At 68.4% G+C, this 25,146-nt stretch carries 19 protein-coding genes; 5 read left to right on the plus strand and 14 right to left on the minus strand.

What is annotated here, in order from left to right:
* Nucleotides 1-81 precede the first annotated feature (81 nt).
* From HMPREF2883_RS07145 to HMPREF2883_RS07155, 3 genes are read right to left on the minus strand one after another with little or no spacing between them, the layout of a single operon-like run.
* Nucleotides 82-1,962 carry a DUF5719 family protein gene (locus HMPREF2883_RS07145; RefSeq protein ID WP_070660281.1) on the minus strand — a complete coding sequence of 627 codons (1,881 nt, stop codon included), beginning with the start codon at nt 1,960-1,962 and terminating at the stop codon, nt 82-84.
* Nucleotides 1,959-5,990, minus strand: coding sequence for a glycosyltransferase family 2 protein (locus HMPREF2883_RS07150; RefSeq protein ID WP_070660284.1), 4,032 nt, complete (start codon nt 5,988-5,990; stop codon nt 1,959-1,961). The genes HMPREF2883_RS07145 and HMPREF2883_RS07150 overlap by 4 nt, the downstream gene beginning before the upstream one ends.
* Nucleotides 5,987-6,307: a WhiB family transcriptional regulator gene (locus tag HMPREF2883_RS07155; protein ID WP_003787027.1), complete on the minus strand. Its 321-nt coding sequence runs from the start codon at nt 6,305-6,307 to the stop codon at nt 5,987-5,989. Before HMPREF2883_RS07155 ends, HMPREF2883_RS07150 begins: the two co-directional genes overlap by 4 nt.
* 328 nt (nt 6,308-6,635) lie before the next feature.
* On the opposite strand from HMPREF2883_RS07155, the gene HMPREF2883_RS07160 reads away from it, so the two are divergent.
* Nucleotides 6,636-7,451: a TIGR03089 family protein gene (locus HMPREF2883_RS07160; RefSeq protein ID WP_070660287.1), complete on the plus strand. Its 816-nt coding sequence runs from the start codon at nt 6,636-6,638 to the stop codon at nt 7,449-7,451.
* Between the two features lie 20 nt (nt 7,452-7,471).
* Here the strand turns inward: HMPREF2883_RS07160 and manA are convergent, their stop codons facing one another.
* Together manA and HMPREF2883_RS07170 are read right to left on the minus strand one after the other, a co-directional pair.
* The gene (gene manA / locus HMPREF2883_RS07165; protein WP_070660290.1) at nt 7,472-8,662 is read right to left on the minus strand and encodes a mannose-6-phosphate isomerase, class I; all 1,191 of its coding nucleotides are present in this window, start codon (nt 8,660-8,662) and stop codon (nt 7,472-7,474) included.
* A 32-nt stretch (nt 8,663-8,694) separates the two neighbouring features.
* Nucleotides 8,695-9,276, minus strand: coding sequence for a dTDP-4-dehydrorhamnose 3,5-epimerase family protein (locus tag HMPREF2883_RS07170; protein WP_070660293.1), 582 nt, complete (start codon nt 9,274-9,276; stop codon nt 8,695-8,697).
* 204 nt (nt 9,277-9,480) lie between these two features.
* Here HMPREF2883_RS07170 and rfbA point away from each other — a divergent pair, with 204 nt between their 5' ends.
* The gene (rfbA, locus tag HMPREF2883_RS07175) at nt 9,481-10,353 is read left to right on the plus strand and encodes a glucose-1-phosphate thymidylyltransferase RfbA (RefSeq protein ID WP_070660399.1); all 873 of its coding nucleotides are present in this window, start codon (nt 9,481-9,483) and stop codon (nt 10,351-10,353) included.
* Nucleotides 10,354-10,435: 82 nt separating this feature from the next.
* On the opposite strand, the gene HMPREF2883_RS07180 is transcribed toward rfbA, so the two are convergent.
* The 3 genes from HMPREF2883_RS07180 to HMPREF2883_RS07190 all read right to left on the minus strand — a co-directional run bounded on the left by HMPREF2883_RS07180 (nt 10,436) and on the right by HMPREF2883_RS07190 (nt 14,263).
* Nucleotides 10,436-11,965 carry a DUF2142 domain-containing protein gene (locus HMPREF2883_RS07180; RefSeq protein ID WP_256277376.1) on the minus strand — a complete coding sequence of 510 codons (1,530 nt, stop codon included), beginning with the start codon at nt 11,963-11,965 and terminating at the stop codon, nt 10,436-10,438.
* A 100-nt stretch (nt 11,966-12,065) separates the two neighbouring features.
* Complete coding sequence (locus HMPREF2883_RS07185) at nt 12,066-12,983, minus strand: SDR family oxidoreductase (protein ID WP_371080520.1); 918 nt, start codon at nt 12,981-12,983, stop codon at nt 12,066-12,068.
* A gap of 158 nt (nt 12,984-13,141) precedes the next feature.
* Entirely contained in the window at nt 13,142-14,263 is a 1,122-nt protein-coding gene (locus tag HMPREF2883_RS07190) for a glycosyltransferase family 4 protein (RefSeq protein WP_070660299.1), read from the minus strand.
* 167 nt (nt 14,264-14,430) lie between these two features.
* Between HMPREF2883_RS07190 and HMPREF2883_RS07195 the strand changes: the two genes are divergently transcribed.
* From HMPREF2883_RS07195 to HMPREF2883_RS07205, 3 genes are all read left to right on the plus strand, one after another.
* Entirely contained in the window at nt 14,431-15,543 is a 1,113-nt protein-coding gene (locus tag HMPREF2883_RS07195; protein ID WP_070660405.1) for a glycosyltransferase family 4 protein, read from the plus strand.
* Nucleotides 15,540-16,538 (plus strand): glycosyltransferase family 2 protein, encoded by a 999-nt coding sequence (locus tag HMPREF2883_RS07200; protein ID WP_070660302.1) that lies wholly within the window; start codon nt 15,540-15,542, stop codon nt 16,536-16,538. Before HMPREF2883_RS07195 ends, HMPREF2883_RS07200 begins: the two co-directional genes overlap by 4 nt.
* 134 nt (nt 16,539-16,672) lie before the next feature.
* On the plus strand, nt 16,673-17,785 hold the full coding sequence (locus HMPREF2883_RS07205) for a glycosyltransferase family 2 protein (RefSeq protein WP_070660307.1): 1,113 nt from the start codon (nt 16,673-16,675) through the stop codon (nt 17,783-17,785).
* 28 nt (nt 17,786-17,813) lie between these two features.
* On the opposite strand, the gene HMPREF2883_RS07210 is transcribed toward HMPREF2883_RS07205, so the two are convergent.
* From HMPREF2883_RS07210 to HMPREF2883_RS07235, 6 genes are all read right to left on the minus strand, one after another.
* A complete protein-coding gene (locus HMPREF2883_RS07210; protein WP_081384517.1) occupies nt 17,814-19,112 on the minus strand; it encodes an ABC transporter ATP-binding protein in 1,299 nt (432 codons plus the stop codon).
* Between the two features lie 4 nt (nt 19,113-19,116).
* Nucleotides 19,117-19,983, minus strand: coding sequence for an ABC transporter permease (locus HMPREF2883_RS07215; protein WP_070660313.1), 867 nt, complete (start codon nt 19,981-19,983; stop codon nt 19,117-19,119).
* Nucleotides 19,984-19,987: 4 nt separating this feature from the next.
* Nucleotides 19,988-21,082 carry an NAD-dependent epimerase/dehydratase family protein gene (locus tag HMPREF2883_RS07220; RefSeq protein ID WP_070660316.1) on the minus strand — a complete coding sequence of 365 codons (1,095 nt, stop codon included), beginning with the start codon at nt 21,080-21,082 and terminating at the stop codon, nt 19,988-19,990.
* Between the two features lie 165 nt (nt 21,083-21,247).
* Nucleotides 21,248-22,345, minus strand: a complete 1,098-nt coding sequence (locus HMPREF2883_RS07225; RefSeq protein WP_070660319.1) for an acyltransferase family protein — start codon at nt 22,343-22,345, stop codon at nt 21,248-21,250.
* Nucleotides 22,342-24,222 carry a rhamnan synthesis F family protein gene (locus HMPREF2883_RS07230; protein ID WP_070660322.1) on the minus strand — a complete coding sequence of 627 codons (1,881 nt, stop codon included), beginning with the start codon at nt 24,220-24,222 and terminating at the stop codon, nt 22,342-22,344. The genes HMPREF2883_RS07225 and HMPREF2883_RS07230 overlap by 4 nt, the downstream gene beginning before the upstream one ends.
* A 76-nt stretch (nt 24,223-24,298) precedes the next feature.
* Nucleotides 24,299-25,141, minus strand: coding sequence for an NAD-dependent epimerase/dehydratase family protein (locus tag HMPREF2883_RS07235; protein WP_070660325.1), 843 nt, complete (start codon nt 25,139-25,141; stop codon nt 24,299-24,301).
* Nucleotides 25,142-25,146 lie beyond the last annotated feature (5 nt).

Genomic DNA, 25,146 nt, shown 5'->3' on the forward strand with positions numbered 1-25,146 from the left:
CCGGGCAGATTTCGCGGAGCCCTACCGTTTTTCCGCCCGGCTACGCGAAGAATGCCCGGTTGGGCGAGAAAAAGGCGTGCGTCAGTCCAGCAGGATGCGGCGCTGGGCCTGAACGGTGGCGTCGGGCTGAGCCGGCACGGTGGAGATGAGCGTGCCGGCCACGTCTCCGTCGGCCTGCGCGGTCACGATGGTCGCGGCGGCCAGGCCGCTGGAGGTGCGCGAGGTCCCCGACGAGCCCTCTTGACCGGCTGCGTTCAGGCGGACGGCGGAGACCTCGGCCGGCACCTCGACGACGACGGAGGCGCCCTTGGCGACCTTGACGTCCTGCTTCCAGGAGCCGTCGAGGGAGGACAGGGTCACCGAGGTGGTCTCACCACTGTTGGCCACGGTGACCGCTGAGCTCAGGGAGGCCGCGCGCGGCACCGCCAGCAGGCCGGAGTCCACGGCCCCAGGCAGCGCGGCCTGCGCCCACGCCTGGTCATGGACGAGGGCCTTGGAGCGCGCGGGGTACTCACCGCCGCTGCGCACCATGCGGGCAGCGGCTCCCACCGGCGTACTCGAGGTGACCTGCACGCCGTAGGTGCCCGCGGGCACGCCCGCCAGCTGGATGTCGAAGACGGAGCCGGCGTCGATGGTCACGGACTGCGCCCCGCTCAGCGGGCGGGCCCCGTCCTTGCCGAGCATGGTCACCGACACGGTCGCCGGGGCCGCTGCGGGGTTGACGATGCGCACGGCCGGGGTATCGGAGGAGTCGGCGCTGGTCTTGGCATCGGGAACCTCGCCCTGTGCAGCGGGCTCGACGATCTCCACGCCGGGGATCACGAGGTCGGTGGCCGGGGCGGATCCCGGGGTGATGACGTCGGTGCCGGCGGGGGGCTCCCCGTCGAGGGACTCGGTGACGAGGGTGGGCACCACGGAGCCGCCGTCGGCCTCGACGGATACGGCGATGCGCGGGTCCTGGCTACCCTTCGTCTCCAGGGCCAGGGAGGAGGAGCCGCCCGCGGGCACGGTGATCTCCCCGTTGCTGGGCAGGCTGAGTCGGCCGATGGAACCGTAGAGGGTGACTTTTGCGGTGGCGGGGGGGACGCCGGGGTTGACCAGTCGCAGCTCGGCCGAGGAGCCCGCCGCGATGGAGCCGCCCACGATCCAGGACATGGCGGCCGGCTGGGTGCAGGGGGCGGCGGTGAGCCCCCGCAGGTCACCGCTCTTGGTCAGAGTCGTCACCGCCCCGACGGCGTTGGCCACCCGGCCGTCCGCGGGGACGAGGGTGAGGATGCCGCCCTCGGCGGTACTCATGGAGGTGGCGGTGTCGGTGGGGATGCTCCGACCCGCGTAGGTGGCCGACTGGGCGCTACCGGCTCCCTTGGCCGGGACGATGGCAGTGGCGGACTCCATGGCGCCGACGTCGGTTCCCCGCAACGTATTGGTGGGCGCGTGCGGGCAGACGTAGGTGGTGGTGCCTCCGGGCTGGGCCAGGCTCAGGGCCTGCAGCTGGGGAGTCGGTGTGGTCGGCGCGGCGTGCCCCCACCAGGTGACGCCTCCGACGGCTGCGGCGAGCGCGAGGGAGGTCAGGACACCGACGCCGCGGGCGACCGTCTGCCCCAGTGACCGGCGGCGCCGTCTGGTGCTGTTCGACCTTCTCCGACGCTTCGTGGAGGGGTTGCCGGGCTCGGCGGGCCGGGCGGCCTGGGAGACGGCGGTATCAGTCTCATCCACCGCCACGGCATCGGTGCGGGAGGCGTCGTCAGCGGCCTCGTCGGTGGAGGCGCTGCCCGAGTCCTGATCCTGGCCGGCGGGGCTGTCAGCGCCCTCGTCCGCGCGCTCGTCCGCGCGCTCGTCGTCGGTCTCGTTGTCGGCCTGCTGCGGGCCCGGGCTCGTCGACTCGTGCTGCGGGGGTTGGGGCTCGGACTTCTCCGGTGGCTCCTGCTGGTTGTCGGCGTCGTCCTGACGGGATTGAGTCATGAGGCCGTCTCCTTTCCGCGTCGCAGGGGCAGTGCCGCCACCAGCGTCAGGGCCCAGACGGCCCAGATCGTGTAGGTCGCGGCGGCAGTGGACCTGCGGGTGTGGGTGACCACCAGCTCCCCGCCCTCGGAGCCGACCGCGAAGCCCTGCTTCCAGCTGCCGTCCTGGGCGCGAACCGTGGTGGCCTCAAGGCGGCGGCCGTCGAGGGTGGCGCTCCAGCCGGCGTCGGAGCGCTCCACCATGACGAGGGTGCGGGGGCCGGCTCCGGCGGGAATCCGGGTGCGGGTCCCCGAACCGGCACCGGTGGAGGCGACCGGGGTGACCTCGCCACCGGAGTCCAGGAGGCTCAGGCGGGCCGAGTCGGGGTGCGCCGAGGACGTGACCCGCCAGGAGTTGCCCGAGGCGGTCTGGGCGAGCTGCTCCAGTCCGGGCGTCGAGGCCAGGCCCACGCGGGCCTCGGCGGTGACGGCGTCACCCTCCTGGTCATCGAGCAGGACGACGGCGATGCCGTGGGCCGCCAGGGCGTCGGCGGCCCCCTTGTCCTGGCCGGCGGTGGCGCGGGTGACGATCTGGGCGAGCTCGGCGTCAGCGGGATCGTCCAGGACGAGAGCCTGACCTGAGGAGGCGCTGGTGGGCCTGGTCCGCCGACCGTCCTTACTGGGCCTGAGTCCGGGGTCGACCAGCGCCGCTGCGGCACGGGTGCGCGCCTCGACGTTGACCGCTCCGGGCAGGACGTCGCTGACCTGGGTGCCGGGCCCGCGCCAGATGGTGGCCTGAAGCCCCTGCGGCGTGGAGGTGAGTCTGAGGACTCTTCCGGCCGCCTGCGAGCCCTGGAACTGCTCGGCGATGAGCGGGATCTGCTGGGGCGTGGAGTGCAGCGCCAGGACCCGCGGGTTGCTGGCGCGGTGGGCCTGGTAGGACCAGACGCCGCCGACCACCACCGGGGCGAGCAGGACGAGGCAGGCGGCCGTCGTGAAGGCCGCTGTGAGGCGGCGCGATCGCCTCCGCCTCGCCGTGGGGCCACCTGCCGGGCAGGAGGCCGCGTCGGCATCCTTCCGGCTCCTGCGCTCCAGGGCGCGACGGTCGCCTCTGGAACGCTGCCCGAGCAGGGCCCAGATGGTCTCTCCGGCGGTCAGGGCCGCTGCGAGGAAGCCGCTCAGCGCCAGGGAGAGACCGGCCCCGGACCACCCGTTGACGGGAGCCAGGCCGCTTCCGTCGACGTCCGGGCCCAGCCCGGTCGGGGTGCGCAGGCATAGCCCGGCCAGGAGGAGGCCGCCCACGGCCAGGAGGATGCCGGTGCGGGCCACCCGGACGCGCCGGGAGACGAAGAGCCCGATGACGCCCAGGGCCGGGACCAGCGCGAGCAGTACCCGCAGCAGGGCGCCCAGGGCCCCGGAGGACACAAGGGCGTCCAGGTCCATCGGGGAGCCGACCAGCAGGTCGAGGCTGCTCGGCGCCGGTGCGGAGACGGGCAGGCCGATGTCGGTCAGCAGCAGCCGGACCCCTTCGGCCCACCCTGCGCTCCGGCCCAGGAGCCAGGCGCCCCACCAGGCCGGGGCGGCGGTGACCAGCATGGGCACCAGGGTGAGGACGAGCTTGAACCCGCGTCGGGTGGTCACCGACAGCAGCAGGATGATGACGGCCAGCACGGCGGCGGTGGCCGGGACGGCCGCGACGACGACGCTCAGCAGCAGTCCTGCGACTGCGGCGGCCGTCGCCGACCCGTAGCCGTACTTCTCGGTGGGAGGCAGGTCGACCTCGGCCTCCCGTGCGGCCTGGGCCCGGGCCGCTCGGCCGGTCTCCTGCTCATCCTCACCGCGGTCATGAGCCTCATCGTCCGAGGCGTCATCCGGGGCGGGGTTACTGTCAGCCTCCCCGTTTTGGGCGGGCTCGGCATCGTCCTCAGCATTCACTGCATTCACTGCGTCCGCAGCATCCTCAGTGCCCTCGGCCCTCGAGTCGGCCTGCGCTTCGGCCTGCGCCTCCTCATCCAGGTGGGCGAGGTCGGTGACCTTCTCGGTGGAGAAGCGGTCGAGCTCGGCGCGCTCCTCGTCGGTGAGCAGGTGGGCGCCCACCAGTCCGGACAGAACGAGGTCCCGTCGGTCGGCGCCTACCGCGCGGGCCAGGGCCAGCAGCGCCCAGGGCAGGACGAGGTGGACCAGGAGAGCGCCGAGGCGCCCTTGGCCCAGGGCGAGCAGGAGGCTGGGGGACAGGGCCCACACGAGTGCCGCCCAGGCCCGTAGCACCACCTTCCGGGTCATCGTGCCGGCGGCGAACCACGCCCCCAGCGCCGCCAGAGGCAGGGCCAGGAGAACCAGGGCGCTGATGAGCGCGCTGGTCTCCAGACCCACCAGTCTTCCCAGGGCCGCCGGTAGGGCCAGGATGGCCAGCAACGGGGTGACGCCGCCCGGGTATCCGTCCGCGGTGGCGATCCAGGTGCTCCAGGCGCTGTCCCACATCTGACGCCAGTCACCGCTGAACAGGGGCAGGGCCCCACCGGTGATGGAGCGGGTCAGCAGCAGCCGGGACAGGCCGTAGGTGCTCAGTACCAGCACCAGCACCATGACCGCGCTCAGGGTGCGGCGCCGGCTGCGGGCCAGTGCGGCGAGCTCGCGCAGCTCGAGCTCGCTGGGAGCTGCCGCACGGGCGCGACGCTCGCGCTCCTGGCGGGTACGGTCGCGGCGCACCCCGCGGATCTCGGCCGCCGTGGCGTAGAGGCGCCCCAGCGCGGATGCGGGCACCTTGGTGTGTTGAGCGAGCCGGCGTCTGGCGGCCCTGACCCGTCGGCCGCGTCCGGCCACGGCCAGAGCCGCACCGAGCTCGTCGCGGGCCAGCGCCGGCGCCTTGGAGGCCAGGCGCCACACGAAGCGCATGAGTCCGAGGATGACGAACCAGGTCAGCAGCAGGCCGATGGGCCGGGCGGAGAAGGCCGCCCAGTTGGTGAGCTGGGCGCTGCGCCGGGCCCGGAAGGACCTCTCCGGGTCGGGCTCGGGCAGCGCGACCTCGATGGCCTCGGCGTCGGTGCGGGGCTGCGCACCGGAGGAGTGCGAGACGGACGCGGGGCGGCGAAGCCCCTGGTAGGAGGCCCGTCGGTGGCGGATGACGGCCGTGGGTTCGACGATGACGCGGTATCCGGCCAGGCGCGCGGCGCGCGAGAACTCCAGACCGTCGCCGAAGGGGCCGAGCCACGGGGCGATGCCGCCGATCTCCTCCCACACGGCCCGGTCGACGAGGGCGCCGGCGGTTCCCACGGCCAGGACATCGCTGCGGTCATCGTGCTGGCCCTGGTCGACCTCGCCGGGGACGATGTCGTTGGCGCGCCGGGCCGAGGCGGTGGCGCGCAGCCCGACCTCCAGAAGCAGCTCGGGGTTGTCCCAGCCCACCTGCTTGGGCCCGACGACTCCCACGGAGCGCGCATTGGTCGCGGCAGTGAGCAGCCGCTCGAGGCAGTCCTCAGCTGGGGCGGAGTCGTCATGGAGCAGCCAGAACCACACCTGGTGCTCCGGCATCTCCGGGGCGGCCTCGGTGGGAGCCACGAGCCGCTGCTCGTAGGCGGTGATCGGTGACAGCGCCCCGGTGGGGCCAGTGATGGGACCCGAGCCCGACAGCAGCAGGTCCCGCACCGAGGTGCGCGGCCCGTTCGAGGTGGCCTCGCCATCCGAACCCTCTGCGCCGTCGGCGCCCTCCGAGCTGCGGCGCTTGCGGTTGCCGGCGGCCACGAGTCCGGCGTAGGCGGTCAGCCCCCGGGAGACGGCGTCTCCGAAGTTCTTGGCCTCCTTGGCCCTGACGACGCGCACCGCGGTGACGGTATCCAGCCCCGACCGCTCCACGAGCTCCTCGATCGGGGTCCCGTCCCCCAGCCCGTTGGCTCGCGAGGCGACATCGACGACGAGGACGACGTCGGGCGCGCAGGTTTGTGAGGTGATCGCGGACAGTGTCTGCGCCAGAAACGGGCTCGCCCCGGCCGACACGACGACGGCCAGGGCTCCTACCCGACTGGCTCCCTGTGTGGAGCCGGCGGGGGTCATACTGCGCGACGCTTGAGCTTGCGCCGCTCGCGCTCCGACATGCCGCCCCAGATACCGAAGCGCTCGTCGTTGGCGAGGGCGTACTCGAGGCACTCCTCGCGAACCTCGCAAGTCGCACAGACTCGCTTGGCCTCGCGTGTGGAACCGCCCTTCTCAGGGAAGAAGGCCTCAGGGTCCGTCTGAGCGCACAGAGCGCGCTCCTGCCACGCCAGAGGACCTTCATCGACGTCGTCACCGCCACCGAAGAGGAGTGACAGCACCTCCGCGTCAGGCTCCTCTGGGTGCTTCAGTGGGCCGTCGCCGAGGATGTTCCACATGCCGGCCTCCCTTCGATCCGAGCTTCTTGCCAGTAAGAATTACATGCGTGTGAGACAAGGCCAGTCAAGCCGGGGAGGGAAACTTCACCCTCTCGTGACCGTCGACATCATTCCTTGATATATCAAGGAATACCCCCATCTGGTTGCCACCATATGTTGACTTCCTACAAATCTCCTGAGAGGCTCCCGCTACCTGACTGACAGCAGAAATACCCACGGTGTTCCAGAGAATTTCAGGGCGCCTGACGCATGGTGACACATTGCCCCGACCGACTGGACATTACCAGGGAGGTTCCTGAAAGTCCGTGGATCTGCTTCAATCGGGGTCATGCCAGATCCCCTGCTGCCGCTGCTCCCCGGTCCTCAGGATGCCGACAGGCCGTGGCTCATTTGTTATGGAATCGACGAACGAGTCGAGCTGACCGGCCACGTCCTGTCCATGTGGCTGGCGAAGACCGCGGGATTCGTCACATCGGAGTCGGCACCCGGTGATGGAGTCCATGTGGCACTCCCTCCTCACTGGCGGACCGTCGCCTGGGCGTGCGGTACGTGGCTGGCGGGGCGCAGTGTGCTCCTGGGGAGCAGCGAGGAGATCCGTGCCGCCGGCCTCGTCCCCGAGCTGAGCGTGGCCTTCACCCCGGAGAGCCTCTGCGAGGAGGCCGAGGCGCAGGTGCTGGTCCCGTCCGCCTCGCTGGCGCTGCGCTGGCCGGGCGACCTGCCCGCTCTCGTGCTCGACGGCGCCGCCGACCTCATGCACTATCCCGACCACTTCACTCCGGTGAGCGCCGCTGGCGACCTGACGTGCCTCAGTGACCTGACCGCTGAGATGGCAGTGCCTGCGGATCCGGGCGCTCCTGCGGGCACCGTCCCGTCGGGCGACGGGCCCACCATCCTCACGCGCGCCCAGCTGGTGGCCCGGGTCGAGGCGGCCGGCGCATCCACGGGGGCCGACAAGGCCTCCGCCTCGCGTGCCGTCCTGGTGCGCAGCCCCGACACGGCCCAGATGCTCCAGGAGGTCCTGGTCGCCTGGCGCACCGGGCGCACGGCAGTGGTTCTCACCCCCGAGGCGGGTGACGACGTCGCCGCGGCCGCCGTCCGGCAGGAGGGCATCACCGAGTGGGTCGGCGGGTCCCAGTCACGCTGACGCCCCGTTGAGCACCGGGGTCAGGGGACGTCGGCCTGGACGAGGGTCCCCTCCCCCTCCACGAACAGGCTGCGTTCGTCGGCACCAACGAACACGGCCTCGCCCTGGGCGAGGGTCTGGGAGTCGGCCTGGGACACCAGGGTCATGGCGCCCTCGACGGCCAGGAGGATGCGCGGCCCCCGTCCGGGGACCGGCAGGCGCCCGTCGGCGGCCACCACGGTGGTGACCATGAGCTCGAAGTCGTCCACCGGCGCGTAGTAGGCGCGGGTGGCGCGAGAGAGGTACTCGGGGGCCGGACGCACCGGCGGCGCCGCCACGTAGTCGACGCAGGCCAGCATCTCGGGGACGTCGATGTGCTTGGCGGTCAGTCCGGCGCGCAGCACGTTGTCCGAGGAGGCCATGACCTCCACGCCCAGACCGGAGATGTAGGCGTGCACGCTTCCCGCGGGCACGAACAGTGCCTCACCGGGCTGCAGCGTGACGGGGTTGAGCAGGAGCGCGGCGGCGATGCCGGGGTCTCCGGGGAAGGTGCCGGCCATCTTCACGACGTTGGAGTCCACCCGCAGCGACGGGGAGGTACCGGCCTCGAACCTGGCGGCGATCTCAGCGACGAGGGCGTCGATCTCCTGGGGGCTTGGACGGGTGGCGGCCGAGACGACGTCGGAGAAGACCTGCCGGATGCCGTAGCGGGTGGGGTTGAGACGCAGGGTGCGTCGCATCCGGCGGGCCAGGGGGCTGTCCAGCCCGGAGAGGACCTCGACGGCGCGGCGCGGGGCCCGGAAGCCGGCAACGGCCTGGAAGCGGGTGAGGGCCAGGACCATCTCCGGCTTGTGGTTCGTGTCCTTGTAGTTGCGGCAGGGGTGGTCCAGCGCGATGCCCGCCTCGTTCTCCAGGGCGTAGCCCTCGGCGGCCTGGGCCTGACTGGGGTGGACCTGGAGGGACAGGGGCTGCTCGGGAGCGATGAGCTTGAGGAGGAAGGGCAGCCGGCGCCCGAAGCGCCAGATGATGTCCTCACCCAGGAGACGCTCCGGCTCGGCGTCGATGAGCTCGGACAGCACGCCGCCCTCGGCGACCTGGGCGGGACCGGCCGGGTGGGATCCGTACCAGGCCTCGGCCCAGGGGGCGCCGTCCTCGGCCCTGCCCAGGAGAGCAGGAATGGCCGAGGTCGACCCCCAGGCGTACCGCTGGCGCGCCGGCTCAAGTCGTCTCATAGTGCCTCACCGTACCGGTACGCGGGCACGTCCTAGGCCTGGGCCCCGGGAGCCGGGAAGGGGGTGACGTCGGCCAGGCGGGGGTGCGCCTTGTCCTTGTCGGAGAGGATGGCCTCACTCAGTGCGATCGGCCAGGGCACGTTCACCGTCTCATCGGCCAGGTTGAGGAAGGTGTACTGGGCCTCGGGCGACCAGTGGTCGTTGACCAGGTAGGTGTAGGCGGTGCCCGGCTCCAGCGTCTGATAGGCGTTGCCCACGCCCCGAGGCACGAACACCGCCACCGACGGGTCGATCTCGCAGGTGTAGACGGCTCCGAAGGAGGGCCCCTCGCGCAGGTCCACCCAGGCGCCAAAGACGCGGCCGGTGGCCACCGAGACGAACTTGTCCCAGGGCTCGGCGTGGATGCCGCGGGTGACCCCGACCTCGTTGTTGAAGGAGATGTTGTTCTGAACCGGCCCGAAGTCCGGCAGCCCCAGGGCCAGCATCTTCTCCCTCTGCCAGTTCTCCTTGAACCAGCCGCGGTTGTCCCCGTGAACAGTCAGGTCGATCCGCAGGAATCCCGGAATCGGCGTCTGCTCGATGGCGAGCGGCTTGCCCAGCTCGATCTGCCCCATTGATGGCCCCTTCTGTGCGCACTGGTCTCGGTCTCGGCGCCACCGTGTCTGCGAGGCGCCGCCGTGCGAGTCTATCGGCGCGGCCTGCTCGACACCCCTCAGACGGGGCCGCCAGGGACGGAACGTGCCGTGAACCACGGAGAAGAGCTCCCGATCCGCTCGATCCTGGCGCCATTCGAGGCCGGAATGGGTCATGCTTGGGGTATGCGAGGAATCATTCTGGCCGGAGGCTCCGGCACGCGACTCAACCCGATCACCCTGGGGACCTCCAAGCAGCTGGTCCCCGTCTACGACAAGCCGATGGTCTACTACCCGCTGAGCACCCTCATGCTCGCCGGGATCCAGGACGTCCTGGTCATCACCACCCCCCACGACGCCCCCTCCTTCCACCGCCTCCTGGGCGATGGCTCCCAGCTCGGCGTCAACCTGTCCTACACGGTTCAGCAGGAGCCCAACGGCCTGGCTCAGGCCTTCGTGCTGGGCGCCGACTTCATCGGCGATGACAGCGCCGCCCTGGTCCTGGGCGACAACATCTTCTACGGCCCCGGCATGGGCACCCAGCTGCGCCGCCACACCAGCCCCGACGGCGGTGTCGTCTACGCCTACCAGGTCGCCGACCCCACGGCCTACGGCGTGGTCGAGTTCGACGAGAACTTCAAGGCGATCTCCATCGAGGAGAAGCCGGCCCAGCCCCGCTCCAACTACGCCGTTCCCGGCCTGTACTTCTATGACAACGACGTCGTCGAGATCGCGAAGAACCTCAAGCCCTCCGCCCGCGGCGAGTACGAGATCACCGACGTCAACCGCACCTACCTGGAGGCCGGCAGGCTCACCGTGGAGGTCCTGCCCCGCGGCACCGCCTGGCTCGACACCGGCACCTTCGACTCCCTGGCCGACGCCACCGGCTTCATCCGTACCGTCCAGCACCGTCAGGGCCTCAACATCGGCGCCCCCGAGGAGGTCGCCTGGCGCATGGGCTTCATCGACGACGAGGGCCTGCGCCAGCGCGCCGAGCCCCTGGTGAAGTCCGGGTATGGCGCCTACCTCCTGGGCCTGCTGGAGAACCAGCAGTCCTGAGGTACCCGCTGGAGCGTCCAGCGCGCTCCTCTCCTCATGCATTGTGGGTGGGTGGCGCCATGGCGCCACCCACCCACAATGCTTACGAATCCTGCGGCTCCTCTTGCCCCTGAGGTGCACGCGTCAGCATCGCCATGGCGACTCCTAGAGCCGCAGTGGCGAAGCATGTCGTGAGGAACCAGACCATCATGGGCGAGACCGGCACGCTCCACCACCACTCGATGTGCTTGTTGAGATTGAGCTCCCACCGCTCGTGGATTCCCTGGACGAATCGCAGCAGCAGCGTATGGAGGGTGATTGCCTGACACAGCGAAGCGCAGACGGTGACCCAGACGGCCTGCGGAACCGTGAACCACGCGTCTTCATCCTGGTCAACGGCCAGCATGAGGAAGAAGGTGGGGGCCAGCAGCGGGAAGATGTACCGGGCCTGGTAGAGCTCGATGTGTTTCATGGCCCCGTTCGCGTAGAACACGGCAGGAAGGAGGACCATCGCCCCCACGATGATCGCCATGGAGGTCCACTTCCGCCACCCGCCACGGCGTAAGGCGATGGCCACGAAAGCGCCGGCCGCCATAATGGTGAGCACGTAGGGGGTTCGAGTTTCCAGAGGAACGTCGTACCACCCCGGGGTCCATGTGTGGCCCCAGAATCCACCAAGATACTTCGGGGCGCTCTCCAGCCCAATGATGAGCCTCTCGAAGAACGACTGCTTGCTGGCAGATTTTGCGGGATCTGACGTTTCAAAAGCGCTCAGGAAGTAACTGATCTTCGACACCTGGGACGAGGCCATGAAGGTGCCGACCCCAAGGAGGGACACTCCGCTCAGGGCTCCCAGCCCTATCCATCCTCCGCGTTTCCATGGCACCACGAAGAGCAGGGCGAGGCCGACGACGAGGAGGAAGAATGCGGAGTCGTATCGGGACGTCAGACACATGACGGCACCGATTACTGCGCAGATCACCAGCACAGTACGCCGGCGCCCCTTCTGCTGGGTGGCCATATACGTCGCCGCGGAGTAGGCCAACAGCCCTGAGAGGGACCAGGAGCTGGGGTTGTTGGAGGCGATGAAGTAGATACCCATCGGCACCCAGGAGGCGGCGATCGCACCCACGAATGGTCGCCTCAGGCGCTGTGGCGCACAGAAGCCGACCGCCCCCAGAAGCGCCACGGCGATGAGCACGTTGACGGTGCGCATCACCAGGACCGAGGTCTGTACGTCCTTGCCGACGAAGAGGTGGTGAAAGTGGTAGTAACCGATCGGGTACGCCCCGCTATCATCAAAGCGCTTGGTCCACGCCATCTCCGAGTCGCGATAGCCGAGCGCACACCTCGCCGATCTATCCGGCTGGAAGTTGTAGCACTTCATCGAGTCGTCCGACACGGCAACCGGGACCCGGACCACCGGATCACCGTTCATCACACTGGTCTGGCAGTACTTCCCCGCTGGGCGGGGACACCAGATGCTCCCCAGGTGGAAGTCCTCATCGGGAGACGACTCCACCGGCGAGGACACCGCCCACCCGAGTCCGGTCAGCAGCATGAGAACCAGGAGAAGCCCACCGACCAGTGCCGGGCGCCGGGATAACGTTGCCCCGGTCTTTATGCGACTCATGGGCAGTCGTGAGTATGTGGTGAGCTCACGTCTCATACAGATCTCCGACAGGAACAGGGATAAGAAGGGATGAGAGGGATGCAATCCCACGAGGGACAACCTACAGCAGGCCCTGAAGATAAACGTTCAGACGCTCCGTGGAGTCAGCCGGACTGAAACCTGTGGCCTTGATCCTCGCCAGGTCCAGGACCGAGCTCAGTGGCCGCGGCGCGATCCCCTCCTGACCGGCGTAGTACTCCTCAGTGGTGACGGGAGTGACCTCGTCGGGGCTGTGGCCGGCCTTCTCATAGACCCGCTTAGCGATATCGGCCCAGGAGAGGATCGGGCCGTCACCAGAGAGGTTGTAGGTGCCGAACTCGGCGCCCGAGGTGATGAGGTGGATGATGCCGGCTGCCAGATCGGAGGCGAAGGTGAGGCGCCCGGTCTGGTCGGCCACAACCCGTGGGCTGATACCGCGCTCGGCCAGGGAGAGCATCGTCTTGACGAAGTTCTTGCCATCGCCGACCACCCAGGAGGTGCGCACCAGGTAGTGCCGGGGGCAGACACTGACGGCGGCGTCCCCGGCCGCCTTGGACTGGCCGTAGACGCCCAGCGGTGAGGGGGTCTCCTCCTCGGTGTGGACAGCCGTCACGCCGTCGAAGGTGTACTCGGTGGACAGGTGCACCAGGGTCAGGCCGTGCTGGACGGCCGCTCGGGCAAGGTTGACCGGGCCGACCGTGTTGGCCCGCCAGGACAGCCGACGGCCCTCAGGGGTCTCCGCCCCGTCCACGTTGGTCCAGGCCGCAGCGTTGATGATGATGTCGTACCCCGACCAGTCCCAGGCGGACATGGCGGCCGCATCCGAGATGTCCACCTCGGGCAGGTCGACGCCGGTGGGATCGAAGCCCGCCTGCGGCAGCAGGGCCATGAGCGCACGCCCCAGCTGACCGTTGGCGCCGGTGACGAGAACACGTCCGCGCGTCTTCCCTTCTTCGCGCCCGGCACGAGGGAGGGAGGTCCCCTCAGTCTGCAGAGGCATGATCTCGTTCACTGGCCGTCTCTTCCTTCCCACCGAGCGTTGTCCTGCTGACGTCTCATAAGAGTCATCAACCTGTCGATGAACATTACACGAGTGCGCCGGCCGTCTCGGCCGATATCACTGAGGACAACGACTGCTGCACGCCACCGGCACGGAGATCAGCGTCCCATGGCGGCGTGGTAGGCCTCGACGTGCGCCTGGGCGGAGGCCCTCCAGGTGAACTCGGCGGCCCGCTCCAGGGCGGCGACCCCCAGCTCCTGGCGCCGCTGGGGCTGGGCGTCCAGGACCACGAGGCCCCTGGCGATGGCCTGGGGGTCCGATCCGCAGTAGGCGACGGCGTCGCCCCCGACCTCCGGAAGGCTCAGCTCGCGGGTGGTCAGGACGGCGGCCCCGCAGGCCATGGCCTCCAGGACCGGCAGACCGAAGCCCTCACCGATGGAGGGATAAGCCAGGATCTCGCATCCGGACAGGAACCCGGGCAGGTCCTCCAGGGGCAGGTAGCCGGGCCTCAGGACGGTCAGGTGCCGGGGCACCTGGGCCAGGGCGGGCTCGATGTCCTCATCCCACCCGGGTCCGCCGGCCAGGACCAGGGCCGGGGCGTCCTCGCAGTCGCGGAAGACGCTGGCCCAGGCGCGCACCAGGTTGGGAACGTTCTTGCGGGGCTCCAGGGTCCCCAGGAAGCCGATGTAGCGTCGGCCCTCCAGCCCGAGGGAGGCGGCCACGCGGGCCCGTTCAGCGTCGTCGACCGGATGGAACACGGAGGTGTCCACACCGTGGTAGGCGATGTGGAAGCGCTCGGAGTCGCCACCGACGTACTTGATGGTCTCGTCGCGGGTGGCCTGCGAGGGGACGACCAGCGCGTCGGCCCGCCGCACGGCCCGGCGGATGGCGTTGGTGAAGAACTTCTGCTTGATGGGCGAGTGCGCCTGCGGGTGGGAGAAGAACGTGGCGTCGTGGAGGGTGACGACCACGGGCACCTGGTGCAGGGCCGGGAAGGTGTAGTGGGGCGAGTGCAGGACATCGGGGCGGATCCGGTGGATGAGTGCCGGTAGCCCCGTCTGCTCCCAGGCCATCCGGGCGCCGCGCGACTCCATGGACTGCGAGACCGGGAAGAGGTGGGCGCGCGGCACCTTGGTGGAGAAGTGCGCCACGTCCCGCTGCTGGACGGCCATGGCCAGCTTGACGCCGCAGGCGATGAGCTCGGGGACAAGGTCGTCGACATAGCGCCCCACGCCTCCGAGATCAGCCGGGATCGCCGTCGCATCAAGAAGAACCTTCATGACGGCAGGCTACCGCGCCGCGCGCGTTCACCTCGTACTCTGAGCCCATGAGCGCAGATCCTTCCCGCCCGGCGCACTCCCCGGCTCCTTCCCTCTCCCCCGTCTCCCGCACCACGTCCTCCACCGTCAACGGCTCACGCCCACCGGCTCGTCCCCGCGGCCCCCGGGTGGGCATGGTGGTGGAGCAGCTGTGGCAGCCCGTCCCCGGGGGCTCGGGCACCTACATCGTCGAGCTCGCCCAGGCCCTGCGCGCCCGGCGGGTGCCCGTGGCCGGGATCACTGCCCATCACCAGGGGGCTGCCTCACCCCGCCAGGTCGGTCTACCACCGATGCCCATACGCTCCTCCCACCTGCCTCGCACCGCACTGTACGAGTCCTGGAACCGTCTGGGGCTGCCTCGGGCCGAGTCCATCCTGCCCGGCGCCCAGCTCATTCACGCCACGACCTGGGCACTGCCCCCCACCTCGCTGCCGCTGGTCGTCACCGTGCACGACCTGGCCTTCCTGCGCTCACCCGAGCACTTCACCGCGCGCGGCAACGCCTACTTCAGCCGCTGCCTGGAGCGAGTCATTACCGAGGCCAGCGCCATCGTCGTCCCCTCCCAGGCCACCGCTGACGACTGCATCGCGGCGGGCATCGACGCCGCCCGCCTCTACGTCATCCCGCACGGAGTGCGCACCCGTGCCGTCACCGAGGAGCAGATCCGGGGCTTCCGGGCCACCCGGGGCCTCACGCGCGACTACATCCTGTGGACGGGTACGCGCGAGCCCCGCAAGAACCTGCTGGGACTGCTGCGGGCCTTCGCACTGCTCATCGAGGAGCACGACGACGCCGGCGGCCTCGACCTGGTCCTCGTCGGTCCGGCCGGTTGGGGCGACGACGCCGCCGAGCGCGAACTGCTGACCCGACTGGGTGATCGGGTCCACGTCACCGGCAGGCTCGACGACGACGAGCTGGCGGCCGCCTACAGCGGCGCCCGCGCCTTCTGCTTCCCCTCCATCTGGGAGGGCTTCGGCCTGCCGGTCCTGGAGGCCATGGCCTACGGAACCCCGGTGGTCACCAGCGCCGGGACCTGCATGGCCGAGGTGTGCGGACAGGCCGGCCTGCTGGCCGACCCCGCTTCGCCGCGTGAGATCGCCGGCCGGCTCGCCCGGGCCATTGGAGCAGAGCACGACGAGCTGGCCGAGGCCGGCCGCGAGCGCGCCCGAACCTTCACCTGGGAGGCCTGCGCCGCCGCGCACACGGAGGTCTATCACGCCCTCATCGGGGGTGCGGTGTGACCCAGCCCGTCAGGCGTCCCTCAGCTCGCGTCGTCATCGTCAACTGGCGCCAGACCGAGCTGACGATCCGGGCGGCCCGCTCCATCCGTGAGCAGCTGGGAGACGGGGACGGGCTCGTCGTCGTGGACAACGCCTCCGGTGACGGCTCGGCCGGGCGCCTGCGCCGGGAGGGGCTCACGGTGGTCGAGTCGAGCGAGAACCGGGGCTTCGGTGCCGGCGTCAACCTCGGCGCCCGGGGCATGGCTGAGGATGTCCTCGTCCTGCTCAACAATGACGCGGTGGCCGAGTCCGGCTTCCTCGAGGCGCTCCTGGCCCCTCTGAGCGACCCGCCGTCCGCAGTGGCTCCGGCCGCGGCGACGGCGCGGATTCTGCTGGCCGGCCGCTGGATGCCGGCCGTCCCGGGGCAGCAGGACGCACTCGTCTCCCCGCGCACCGGGCGGTGGACCCGGCTCGACGACGAGGCCGCTGCCCGCGGCGAGGGGGAGGTCCTGGTCAACTCCACGGGCAACCTGGTGGACGCCTCGGGCAACGGCTATGACCGGGACTGGCTGGTGCCCGCCGAGCGGGAGCACTCCCCCAGCGAGGTCTTCGGCCTGTGCGGGGGCGCTTGTGCGATCCGGCGTGAGGCGTGGCAGGCCCTGGGGGGCTTCCGCGAGGACCTGTTCATGTACTACGAGGACACGGATCTGTCCTGGCGCCTGCGTGAGCGCGGTTGGAGAGTCGTCTACGTGCGTGAGGCGGTGGCGCGCCACGAGCACGCCTCGTCCTCAGGCACCGACTCACCGATGTTCATCCGGGTCAACGCCCGCAACCGGATTCTGACGGCCGCCGCCCACAGCCCTGCCCCGGTGGTGGTGCAGGCGCTGGCCCGTACGCTGGTGCGTTCCCTGCGGGGGCCGCAGCGCGGCCCGGTGGTGGCGGGACTTGTTCAGGCCGTCGCCGGTCTGCCGCGCGAGCTGCGTCGGCGGGCGAGGGACTCGTCGAGTCGCCAGTGATTGCGGCACGCGACTACGCCGTTCGTACCCCTAACCGTTACAGTTACCGAACCGACGTCGTCAGACGCTCCGCGTCACCGGGCAGTACCGTCAAGCACGCTGCACACGCATCGGATCAAGGAGGACCTCCTGACATGGCTGGACCCGCCACACAATCGCCACGAGTCACCGTGGTGACCCGGACCCGTAACCGTCCCATACTGCTGAACCGAGCACTCCATTCGATCGGGGCGCAGTCCTTCCAGGACCTCGAGCTCGTCATCGTCAATGACGCCGGAAGCACCGAACCCGTGGAGAGCGCTCTGGCCAGTGCCCCCCAGTGGCTGAGGGAGCGCACCCGGGTGGTCACCAATGAGACCTCTCATGGGCGCGAGGCCGCCCTGGAGGATGGCCTGGCCGTCTCCTCCTGCGAGTTCTTCGCGATCCATGACGACGACGACTCCTGGGAGCCCGACTTCCTGGCCGCCTGCGTGGCCCACCTCGATGAGCACCTCGAGCACGGCGCCGTGGCGGCGCGCTGCGACGTGATCAGTGAGACGGTCACACAGGAAGGGCTGGTCGAGCGAGGCCGATGGGTGCTGGAGGAGGACAAGGAGAGCTGGACCCTCATCGACACGATGGTGTCCAACTACGTCCCGCCGATCTCGCAGCTCATCCGCCGCGAGGTGGCCGACCGTATCGGTCACTGGGACGGGTCTTTGCTGACCCAGGCCGACTGGGACTTCAACCTGCGTCTGCTGGCAACCTCCCCGGTGGGCTTCATCAACGGGGAGCCGCTGGCCCACTGGCACCATCGCGACTCCACCGACGGGACGATGGGCAACTCCGTCGTCGTCGACGCCGTCCATCACCGCACCGACAACCTCGCCATCCGGGACCGCTATGCCCGCCTGTCCCTGGAGGGCGCCGAGGCCACGGTCTCCGCTCGACAGGGCGTGCTGGCGGGCTCTGAGAACCTGGGTCTCCTGCTGGTCTCCGCGGAGTACTACCGCCGTCTCTGGGAGAGACTGGAGCATCAGGACAAGGAGATCGAGCACCTCAAGGGGGCCGTGCACAACCTGGGTTCGGGCATCGACCAGCTGCGCGGCGAGCTGCGCGACGAGTTGCGCGACGAGTTGCGCAGCACGACGCAACAGGTCCTGTATCAGACCTACGACATCAGTGCGAAGATCGATCGCGTTGAGGCCTCGGTCAAGCCCTTCTTCCGCACCGTGGCTCAGCACATCAAGAGGATTCGGCGAGGCTGAGCTGAGGCCCTGCCCGCCCTGCCGAGCCTCAGCTGTTCCTCGTGTGCTTCACCATGGGGCGCGGCGGGGTGATTCGCTCGAAGTGTGCCCCCAGAGCCACCAGCCCCCCGGACTCCATGCGTGGCCCCGGGACGATGTCGAAGGAGGTGGCCTTCTGGTAGGCGTCGATGACGCTGGAGAGCTGCCAGGGGGAGATGGAGGCGGAGATGAGGTAGGCACCCGGCCGCAGCATCATCGCGGGAATGGAGACGTCCACGGTCCCCTCGCCCGGCTCGATCCTCTCGGGCTGGAAGTCGTCGTCGAGGCCGTGAAGTCCCCAGGCGAAGATGCCCTCACGGGTGTCGATGGAGCAGCCGAAGATGGGCTTCTCAATCGTCTCCTCGCAGCGGTAGTGAAGGCGAATGGTGGCCTCGTCCCCGGTACGCATGGAACCCACTGGCCGGCCCCTGCGGTCAAGCAGCTCGATGCGGCTGATCTGGGCCTCGCCACTGCCGAAGCGGACGCCTTGTCCTTCCTTGACCTTCTTGGCTCCGTGGGTGACATCGGAGTACTTGTCGATCACCTCGGGGGCCGGGCCGACCTCCTTGAGCCGACCGTGGTCGAGCCAGGCGACCTCGTCGCAGAAGGTGCGCATCTGCTCCAGGCCGTGGGAGACGACGACGACGGTGCGGCCGTCTTCGCGGAACTCGGCGAACTTGTCCATGCACCGTTCCTGGAACTCCATGTCACCGACGGCCAGGACCTCGTCGACCAGGAGGATCTCCGGCTCGACGTGAATGGACACGGAGAAGCCCAGGCGCACGTACATGCCCGAGGAGTAGTTCTTCACCGGCTGATCGATGAACTCACCCACCCCGGAGAAGTCGACGATGTCATCGAACTTGGCCTCGATCTCCTTTCGGCTCATCCCCAGGATGGCGCCGTTGAGGAAGATGTTCTCCCGCCCGGAGAGCTCGGGGTGGAAGCCCGAGCCGACCTCCAGCATGGCGGCCATGCGCCCCCGGGCGGTGATGGAGCCCGAGTCGGGAGACAGGATCTTGGCGATGCACTTGAGCAAGGTGGACTTGCCCGATCCGTTGTGCCCCATGAGCCCGAAGGTCTTGCCCTCGGGGATGTCGAAGGTGATGTCCTTGAGCGCCCAGAAGTCCTCGTAGACGCCACGGCTGCGCTGCAGAATAGCGCCTTTAAGGGACTGGTTGCGGTGGTGGTAGATCCTGAAGCGCTTGGAGACGTCCTCGATGCGCACGGCCGGCACGGCCGAGGATGCTGCTGAGGAGCTCTGCGCCGACGACGTTGATGATGCGGACGATCCGGTTGTTGCAGCCATCTGATCAGAGCTCCTCAACGATGCTCGCCGAGTGCCGGCGGAAGAAGGCCAGGCCCAGTGAGAGCATGACGACCGCCCACCCCAGGCAGGCCAGGAAGACCGGTAGCGACGGCAGGGCAAAATCGTACAGGCAGGATCGGAAGGCCTCGAGGTAGGTCTCGGCCGGGTTGAGTCGAGCGATCGTCGTGATGGGGATCGGTGCGCCGTTGATCTGCCAGCCGGCGTCGAACAGGCGGTTCTGGACGCTGTCGAGCATGTTCAGCGGGAAGACGACGCCGGAGGCGTACATCCAGATCTGGTTGAAGATCTGCCACAGGTGGCCCAGGTCCCGGAAATAGACGGTGGCGATGGACAGCATGAGGCCCAGTCCGACGGCGAACATGCCCGCCAGCACGGTGACGACGAACAGCGCCGGAATCATGAGGAGGACCCCGGGACCGCCCATCAACATGGCGATGATGATCAGCACGAGCAGCTCGAAGGCGAAGTCCACGGCCAGAGAGAGCACCGCGGAGTAGATGAGGACCTGGCGGGGGAAGTAGACCTTGGTGAGGAGCCCCGAGTTGTTCACGAGGGCGTTCATGGAGGCCATGATGCCGTTGGAGAAGAAGGTCCAGCTGAGCACCCCGATGCCGATCCACAGGGCGAAGGAGTCGATCCCGGAGTTGCGGCCCTCCTGCACTCCCCCACGGAAGACGACACCGAAGATGAGGGCGAAGATGGCGATGGTGGCCAGGGGGTTGATGAAGGACCACAGTCGCCCCAGGGTGGTGCCCTTGAACTCCGAGGAGACCGAGCGCTGAGTCAGCCGAAGGGTGAGGTCCAGTGTCTGGCGGGCGTCCTCCGAGCGGAGCAGTCGAGACAGCTGCATAGGCTCACACCGCCGTCGCCGTGCCGGTGGGCGTAGATGGACCCGCCTCCTCCTGGGCGTCGATCCAGTCGCACAGCCGGTTGATGCCCTCGGTGACACCGACCCGGGGCTCCCAGTCCAGCGCCTGGCGGGCGCGCGTGGTGTCGGCCCAGGCGGCGCGCACGTCGCCGTCACGGAACTGGCCGGTGACGTGCGGGGCGGGCGCTCCATAGTGCTCGGCGATGACCTGAGCGACCTGCATGATGGTGGTCCGCTCCCCCAGGCCGATGTCGTAGGGCTTGACGGCGGCCGGCGAGTGCAGGACGCCGGCCACGATGGCGGAGGCGACGTCGTCGATGAAGACGAAGTCCCGCACGATCTGACCGTCCTCGTAGACCGGGATGGACTGCCCCTGCTTGGCCAGGCGGGCGAAGAGGGAGACGATGCCGGTGTAGGGGTTGATGAGGGACTGGCCGGGGCCGTAGACGTTCTGAAGCCGGTAGAGCACCGGGGTGACACCGAAGGAGCCGCACCAGGAGGTCACAAGGTTCTCCTGACAGAACTTGGTCGCGGCGTAAACATTGGCCGGGGAGGCCTTGACCTCGGTGGAGGACTGGACCGAGGGGGTCAGTCCGGCGAAGTCCCATTGACCGCCCTCAAGCATCGTGTGGGTGCGCTGCCCGGGGTAGGAGAAGTGCCCTTCCGCATCCACCCACTTCCCTTCTCCGTAGACGGCCCGGGAGGAGGCCAGGACGATCTTGTCGGGGCGGATCTCGTGGCGCACGAGGGCGTCGAGCATCTGGGTGGTGCCGACGACGTTGACATTCGCGTGTCGGGAGGCCTCGGTGAGCGACTGGCCGGTGCCGGTCTCCGCGGCCAGGTGGACGATGACATCCGGTGCGGCCTCAGCCAGGACCGCGTCCCAGTCTTCAGCGAGGGACACGTCCAGCCGGCGCAGCTCCACACGCTCGTCGAGCTCGGCGGGCCGAGCCTGGGAGGGGTGGATCTGCGGGTGCATGTTGTCCAGGGCCACGACGCGGTCGAAGGCGTCCGCCAGATCGCGCGAGATCGCGCAGCCGATGAATCCGGCACCACCTGTGACAAGGCAGGTACGGGTCACGAGGGTCTCCCTTGGGTAGTCGATTCGGGCCGACGGCGCACGCGCAGGGTGCTCCTCGACCACATCACTATTCTCGGCGCTGGCAGAGCCGATCGTGCCGGCAGATGCCGTTGCCTTCGACACGCCGACTGGTTGCACGTCACTCTCAGCGGCCGCCGACGGCTTTCAGTGCTCAACCTCGGACACCTCGGGGCGCCAGCTCATGCCCTTGAAGGCTGTGGTGACGAAGTCGACGACAATAGCGGTGACCTTCTCCAACGCCACCGACAGGGCGAAGATGAGGACGAACTCGGCCGCCAGGAGTATGTAGCGCTGGATGGGGTAGAAGCCGTAGACGTCAACCTTCTGCAGGACCAGCAGGATCACCACGTGGTGGACGAGGAAGATCGGGTAGGAGTACCTGGCGATCAGGCCGACGAGGGCGCGAACCGGCTGGATCGCCACGTAGCGGCCTGCGACCGCGAGGATGAGGAAGACCGAGATGCCCACGATGGTGGTGCCCACGTCCTCGGGGATCTGCTTGGGGAGCATCGCGCAGACAGCCAGGACCGCTGCTGCCGGGATGACGGTGGCCCCGTGGACCCGACGGACGTAGAGGACGAAGTAGCTGCCGAAGGCCAGCTCGGGGAGCCTGGTCGTGAGGATCATCGCCGAGGGGTAGCCCGCGAAGTAGCGCTGCATAACGATCACGGTGGCGGCGTAAGCCGCCAGGATGGCAGCGCCCGTGACGATCGGATAGCGGTCGATGGCCCACAGCAGCAGCGGGAAGACGAGGTAGTACAGGAGGATGAAACCGAGGAACCACTCACCCAGCAGATACATCGTGGGCCAGCCGAAGGCTGCGGCGAGGCCGTCGACTCCCAGAAGTGTGAAGATGAAGGACTTCGCCGGAGCGGCGTTGGGCGGCCGCCCGTTGAAGATGAGGAAGTAGTAGAGAGTCCCCAGCAACCAGGCGGTCCAGAACATCGGGTAGATGTTGAGGAATCGCTTCCAGTAGAAGCGTTTGAGGTTGATGGGCCTTCGGTAGGTGAACGTCAGGGCGGCACCGGAGATGATGAGGAACAGGGAGACGCCCAGGGCACCCACGTACACGCCGAAGGGCTGGAAGGTCAGGACGTAGCCGCCTCCGTGCTCACGCAGGTGATAGTTGAAGTGGGTGAGGACGATGAGCACAGCGGCCAGCGCCCGGATGAGGTCCAGGTAGAAAACCCTGGGTCTCCCGGCCGTCCGCCGGCTCGATATCGCCGTATCCGCCACTGTCACCTCCCGATCCTCCGGGCCCGCCGGTACGCTCTCACAAGCGGCCTGTGCAGGGGGGCCGGGACCCAGCGCGCGACCTGCTTCTTGATCCGTTTGCGTTCAGCGCCCCGCTTGCGGAGGTTGCTCACCATGTCATCCTCGTAGCCGAGAATGCCGTTCTCGGCAACTGCGTGAGTGAAGTCCTGGACGTAGTGCGACAGGCTGGTGATCTCAATGCGGGCGAAGGAGTCCGAGAAGAGCCAGCCGCAGAAGTAGCCGGAGGCCTGAGCGACGTAGCCGTAGGCGCGCTCGATGGCGTGGAGGATGGTTCCGTCAATATTGTTCGGCTCAGGCGGGAATTCCTCCCACGTCCAGTCGTGGTCGAACAGAGGTTTGAGGGCGGCCGGACGGAACCAGAACATGGTGCCCAACGGGGCGATGGGCGACTTGCTCTCATCGATCGGGACGTTCAGGTTCAGCTCCTTCTCCAGGAGGGTCTTGGTGCGCTCGAAGTTGGGACCCCACCCCATGGAGAAGAGTGGGAAGTAGTCACCGTGATTGGGAGGGGTGGGCGCGAGAAGCCCCAGACGCGGCTCGGCATCGAAGGTGGCGATGACATTCGTGACGAAGTCGCGCGTGGCCAGCAGGTTCTCGAAGCACTTGATCGCGAACCCGTCCCCAACCGAGTAGGGCTTGACCTGGGTGACCTTCTTGTCATGGGTGAAGCAGACCAGGTCGTAGTCGTTAATGATGTCCTTGCAGCCCACCAGGAGCGCGCTGACGTCCCGACCCCGGTTCTCGATGAGACGCACGGTTACGTTGTAGGGAAGATCCTTGCAGGCCTCCTCCACCAGTTCCGCCTTCTCCTGGGATCCGACGGTGAGGATGAGGTCCGTCCCCTCGGGCATGGACGTGACGTAGGCCAGCGTGGGCTCCAGGAGGTCCATGTAGTACAGGTGCGCGATGAGGGCGACCTTCTGCGGCTTGGGCTCGCGGATCACCGCCTGCGTAGGCAGGACATAGGTGAGCTGGAGGTTCTTGACCAGATCCTCCATGTTCATCGTGCGCAGGGCGTTGTCCCAGATGAGGTTCGTGTCGAAGTCGGTGTGGTCGCGCAGGTACTCGTAGAGGTCGAGGGAGGTGTTGCCCACGGACTGGCGAACCAGGTCCTGGTAGTCGTGAAAGAAGGAGCGGCGCTTGAAGATGGGGCAGCGCTTGTCCTCAATGAGTCGCTTGGGGGCGAAGAGCACCGGGGAGAAGGTGTACCCCTCCAGGTCCTCGGTGTTGACGTAGACGTCGGAGGTGAAGCCGAGCCGCTCGAAGCGCTGGGTGAAAGGAGCCTCGTGGAGTCCCACCGAGTCCTCGTAGGAGTTCATCTGAGGAAGGTTGTCCCAGTAGTCCTGGAAGGCCTTGGAGGAGACCAGGGAACGCCGGTAGGCGTGGAAGTGGGACTGGAGGTGGCGCGGAAGATACCCCTCGGCGGCATGCCCGAAGGGGTCATAGGGAACCTTGTGGAACCAGGTGATGCCCCAGAAGTCGATGTCCCGGCCGGCCATCTCGGAGAACATCTCCTCGAAGGGGTACACCGGCCCCATGATGGTGGCGTTGAACAAGACGACCTCGTCGAACTCGACGAGTCTGTCCCAGCCGTAGCTCTCCAGGGCCGTCTTGTAGGCCCAGGCGTCCAGACCCTTGTTCTCCCTCAGGATGATGTTGTCCGTGAAGGCAGTCAGCTTGGCGTAGCTCTTGGCGGTCAGCTCGCCGTTGACGACAATGACCAGCTCGGAGAGGTTCTTGACCATGTCGGCGAGGAGGGTCTCCACGTAGGAGTCCACAACCCCTTGAGCATCGAAGAAGAAGAAGATTCCGAGTCGCTTCGGGTTCTCGCCAAGCGTTGCCATGATGTCCCTTCTGGGCAGTGATTCGGGCCGCTTGCCGCGGCAGGAAAAGGGTGGGGATGCGGCTGCTCAGGGTGCCTCAGCTCGCGCTTGAAGCGAGGATACGGCGGATCTTGGTCGGATCGCCCCACACTCCCGGCGAGTCGTAGGGCCGATCCGGGAAGACCCCGTACTCCAGGGTGATGTCCAGGCCGTTGTCGCGGATGTAGGCCTCGACGCGCTCGGCCAGGCTCACGGGCTCGCCGGTGCAGGCGTTGATGACGCCGGTGACCTCGGTCTGGTCCACGATCGCTGCGATCTGCCTGGCCAGCTCGTCCACGGAGATGAAGTCGTAGCGGTTCTTACCCGTGGTGAAGGGGAAGGTGGTGCGACCCTCCTCGGCGGCGGCCAGGAGCTTGGAGAAGATCGAGTTGCCGAACTTGTCGTCCCCCACGATGTAGTAGGCGCGGATCCACTGGGCGACGGCACCGTGCGCCTTGGCCGACAGGAAGGTGGTCTCCCGCAGCGCGTTCTTGGCGATGCCGTAGAGCGAGGCGGGGTTGCACGGAGAGGTCTCGTCGATAGCACCCTCCCAGTAGCCGACCTCATGCATCGTCCCCATGACGGCGAGGTGCTTGAGGCCTCCCGCGTAGAGGTTCTCGATGAGGTGGGCGTGCTTGGCCAGGTCATCCATGTGGGCCCAGGAGGCGTGCTTGAATCCGTCACGCCAGGCCATGTGCAGGACGACGTCGGGGCGTCCCATCTGGTCGTAGATGTCGGCATCCCCGGAGAAGAGGTCCAGGGAGACCTTCTGCGCCCGCTCGTCGACACCGTCGAGTCGTAGGTCGAGGGCCTTGACGTCCAGGCCGCGCTCCAGGAGCGCGGTGACGACGTGGCGACCGATGTAGCCGCCGGCTCCAGTGACGAGAACTGTCTTTGCCATGGTTG

Origin of the sequence: Actinomyces sp. HMSC075C01 (assembly GCF_001812965.1) — a bacterium.
Taxonomy (GTDB): domain Bacteria; phylum Actinomycetota; class Actinomycetes; order Actinomycetales; family Actinomycetaceae; genus Actinomyces; species Actinomyces acetigenes.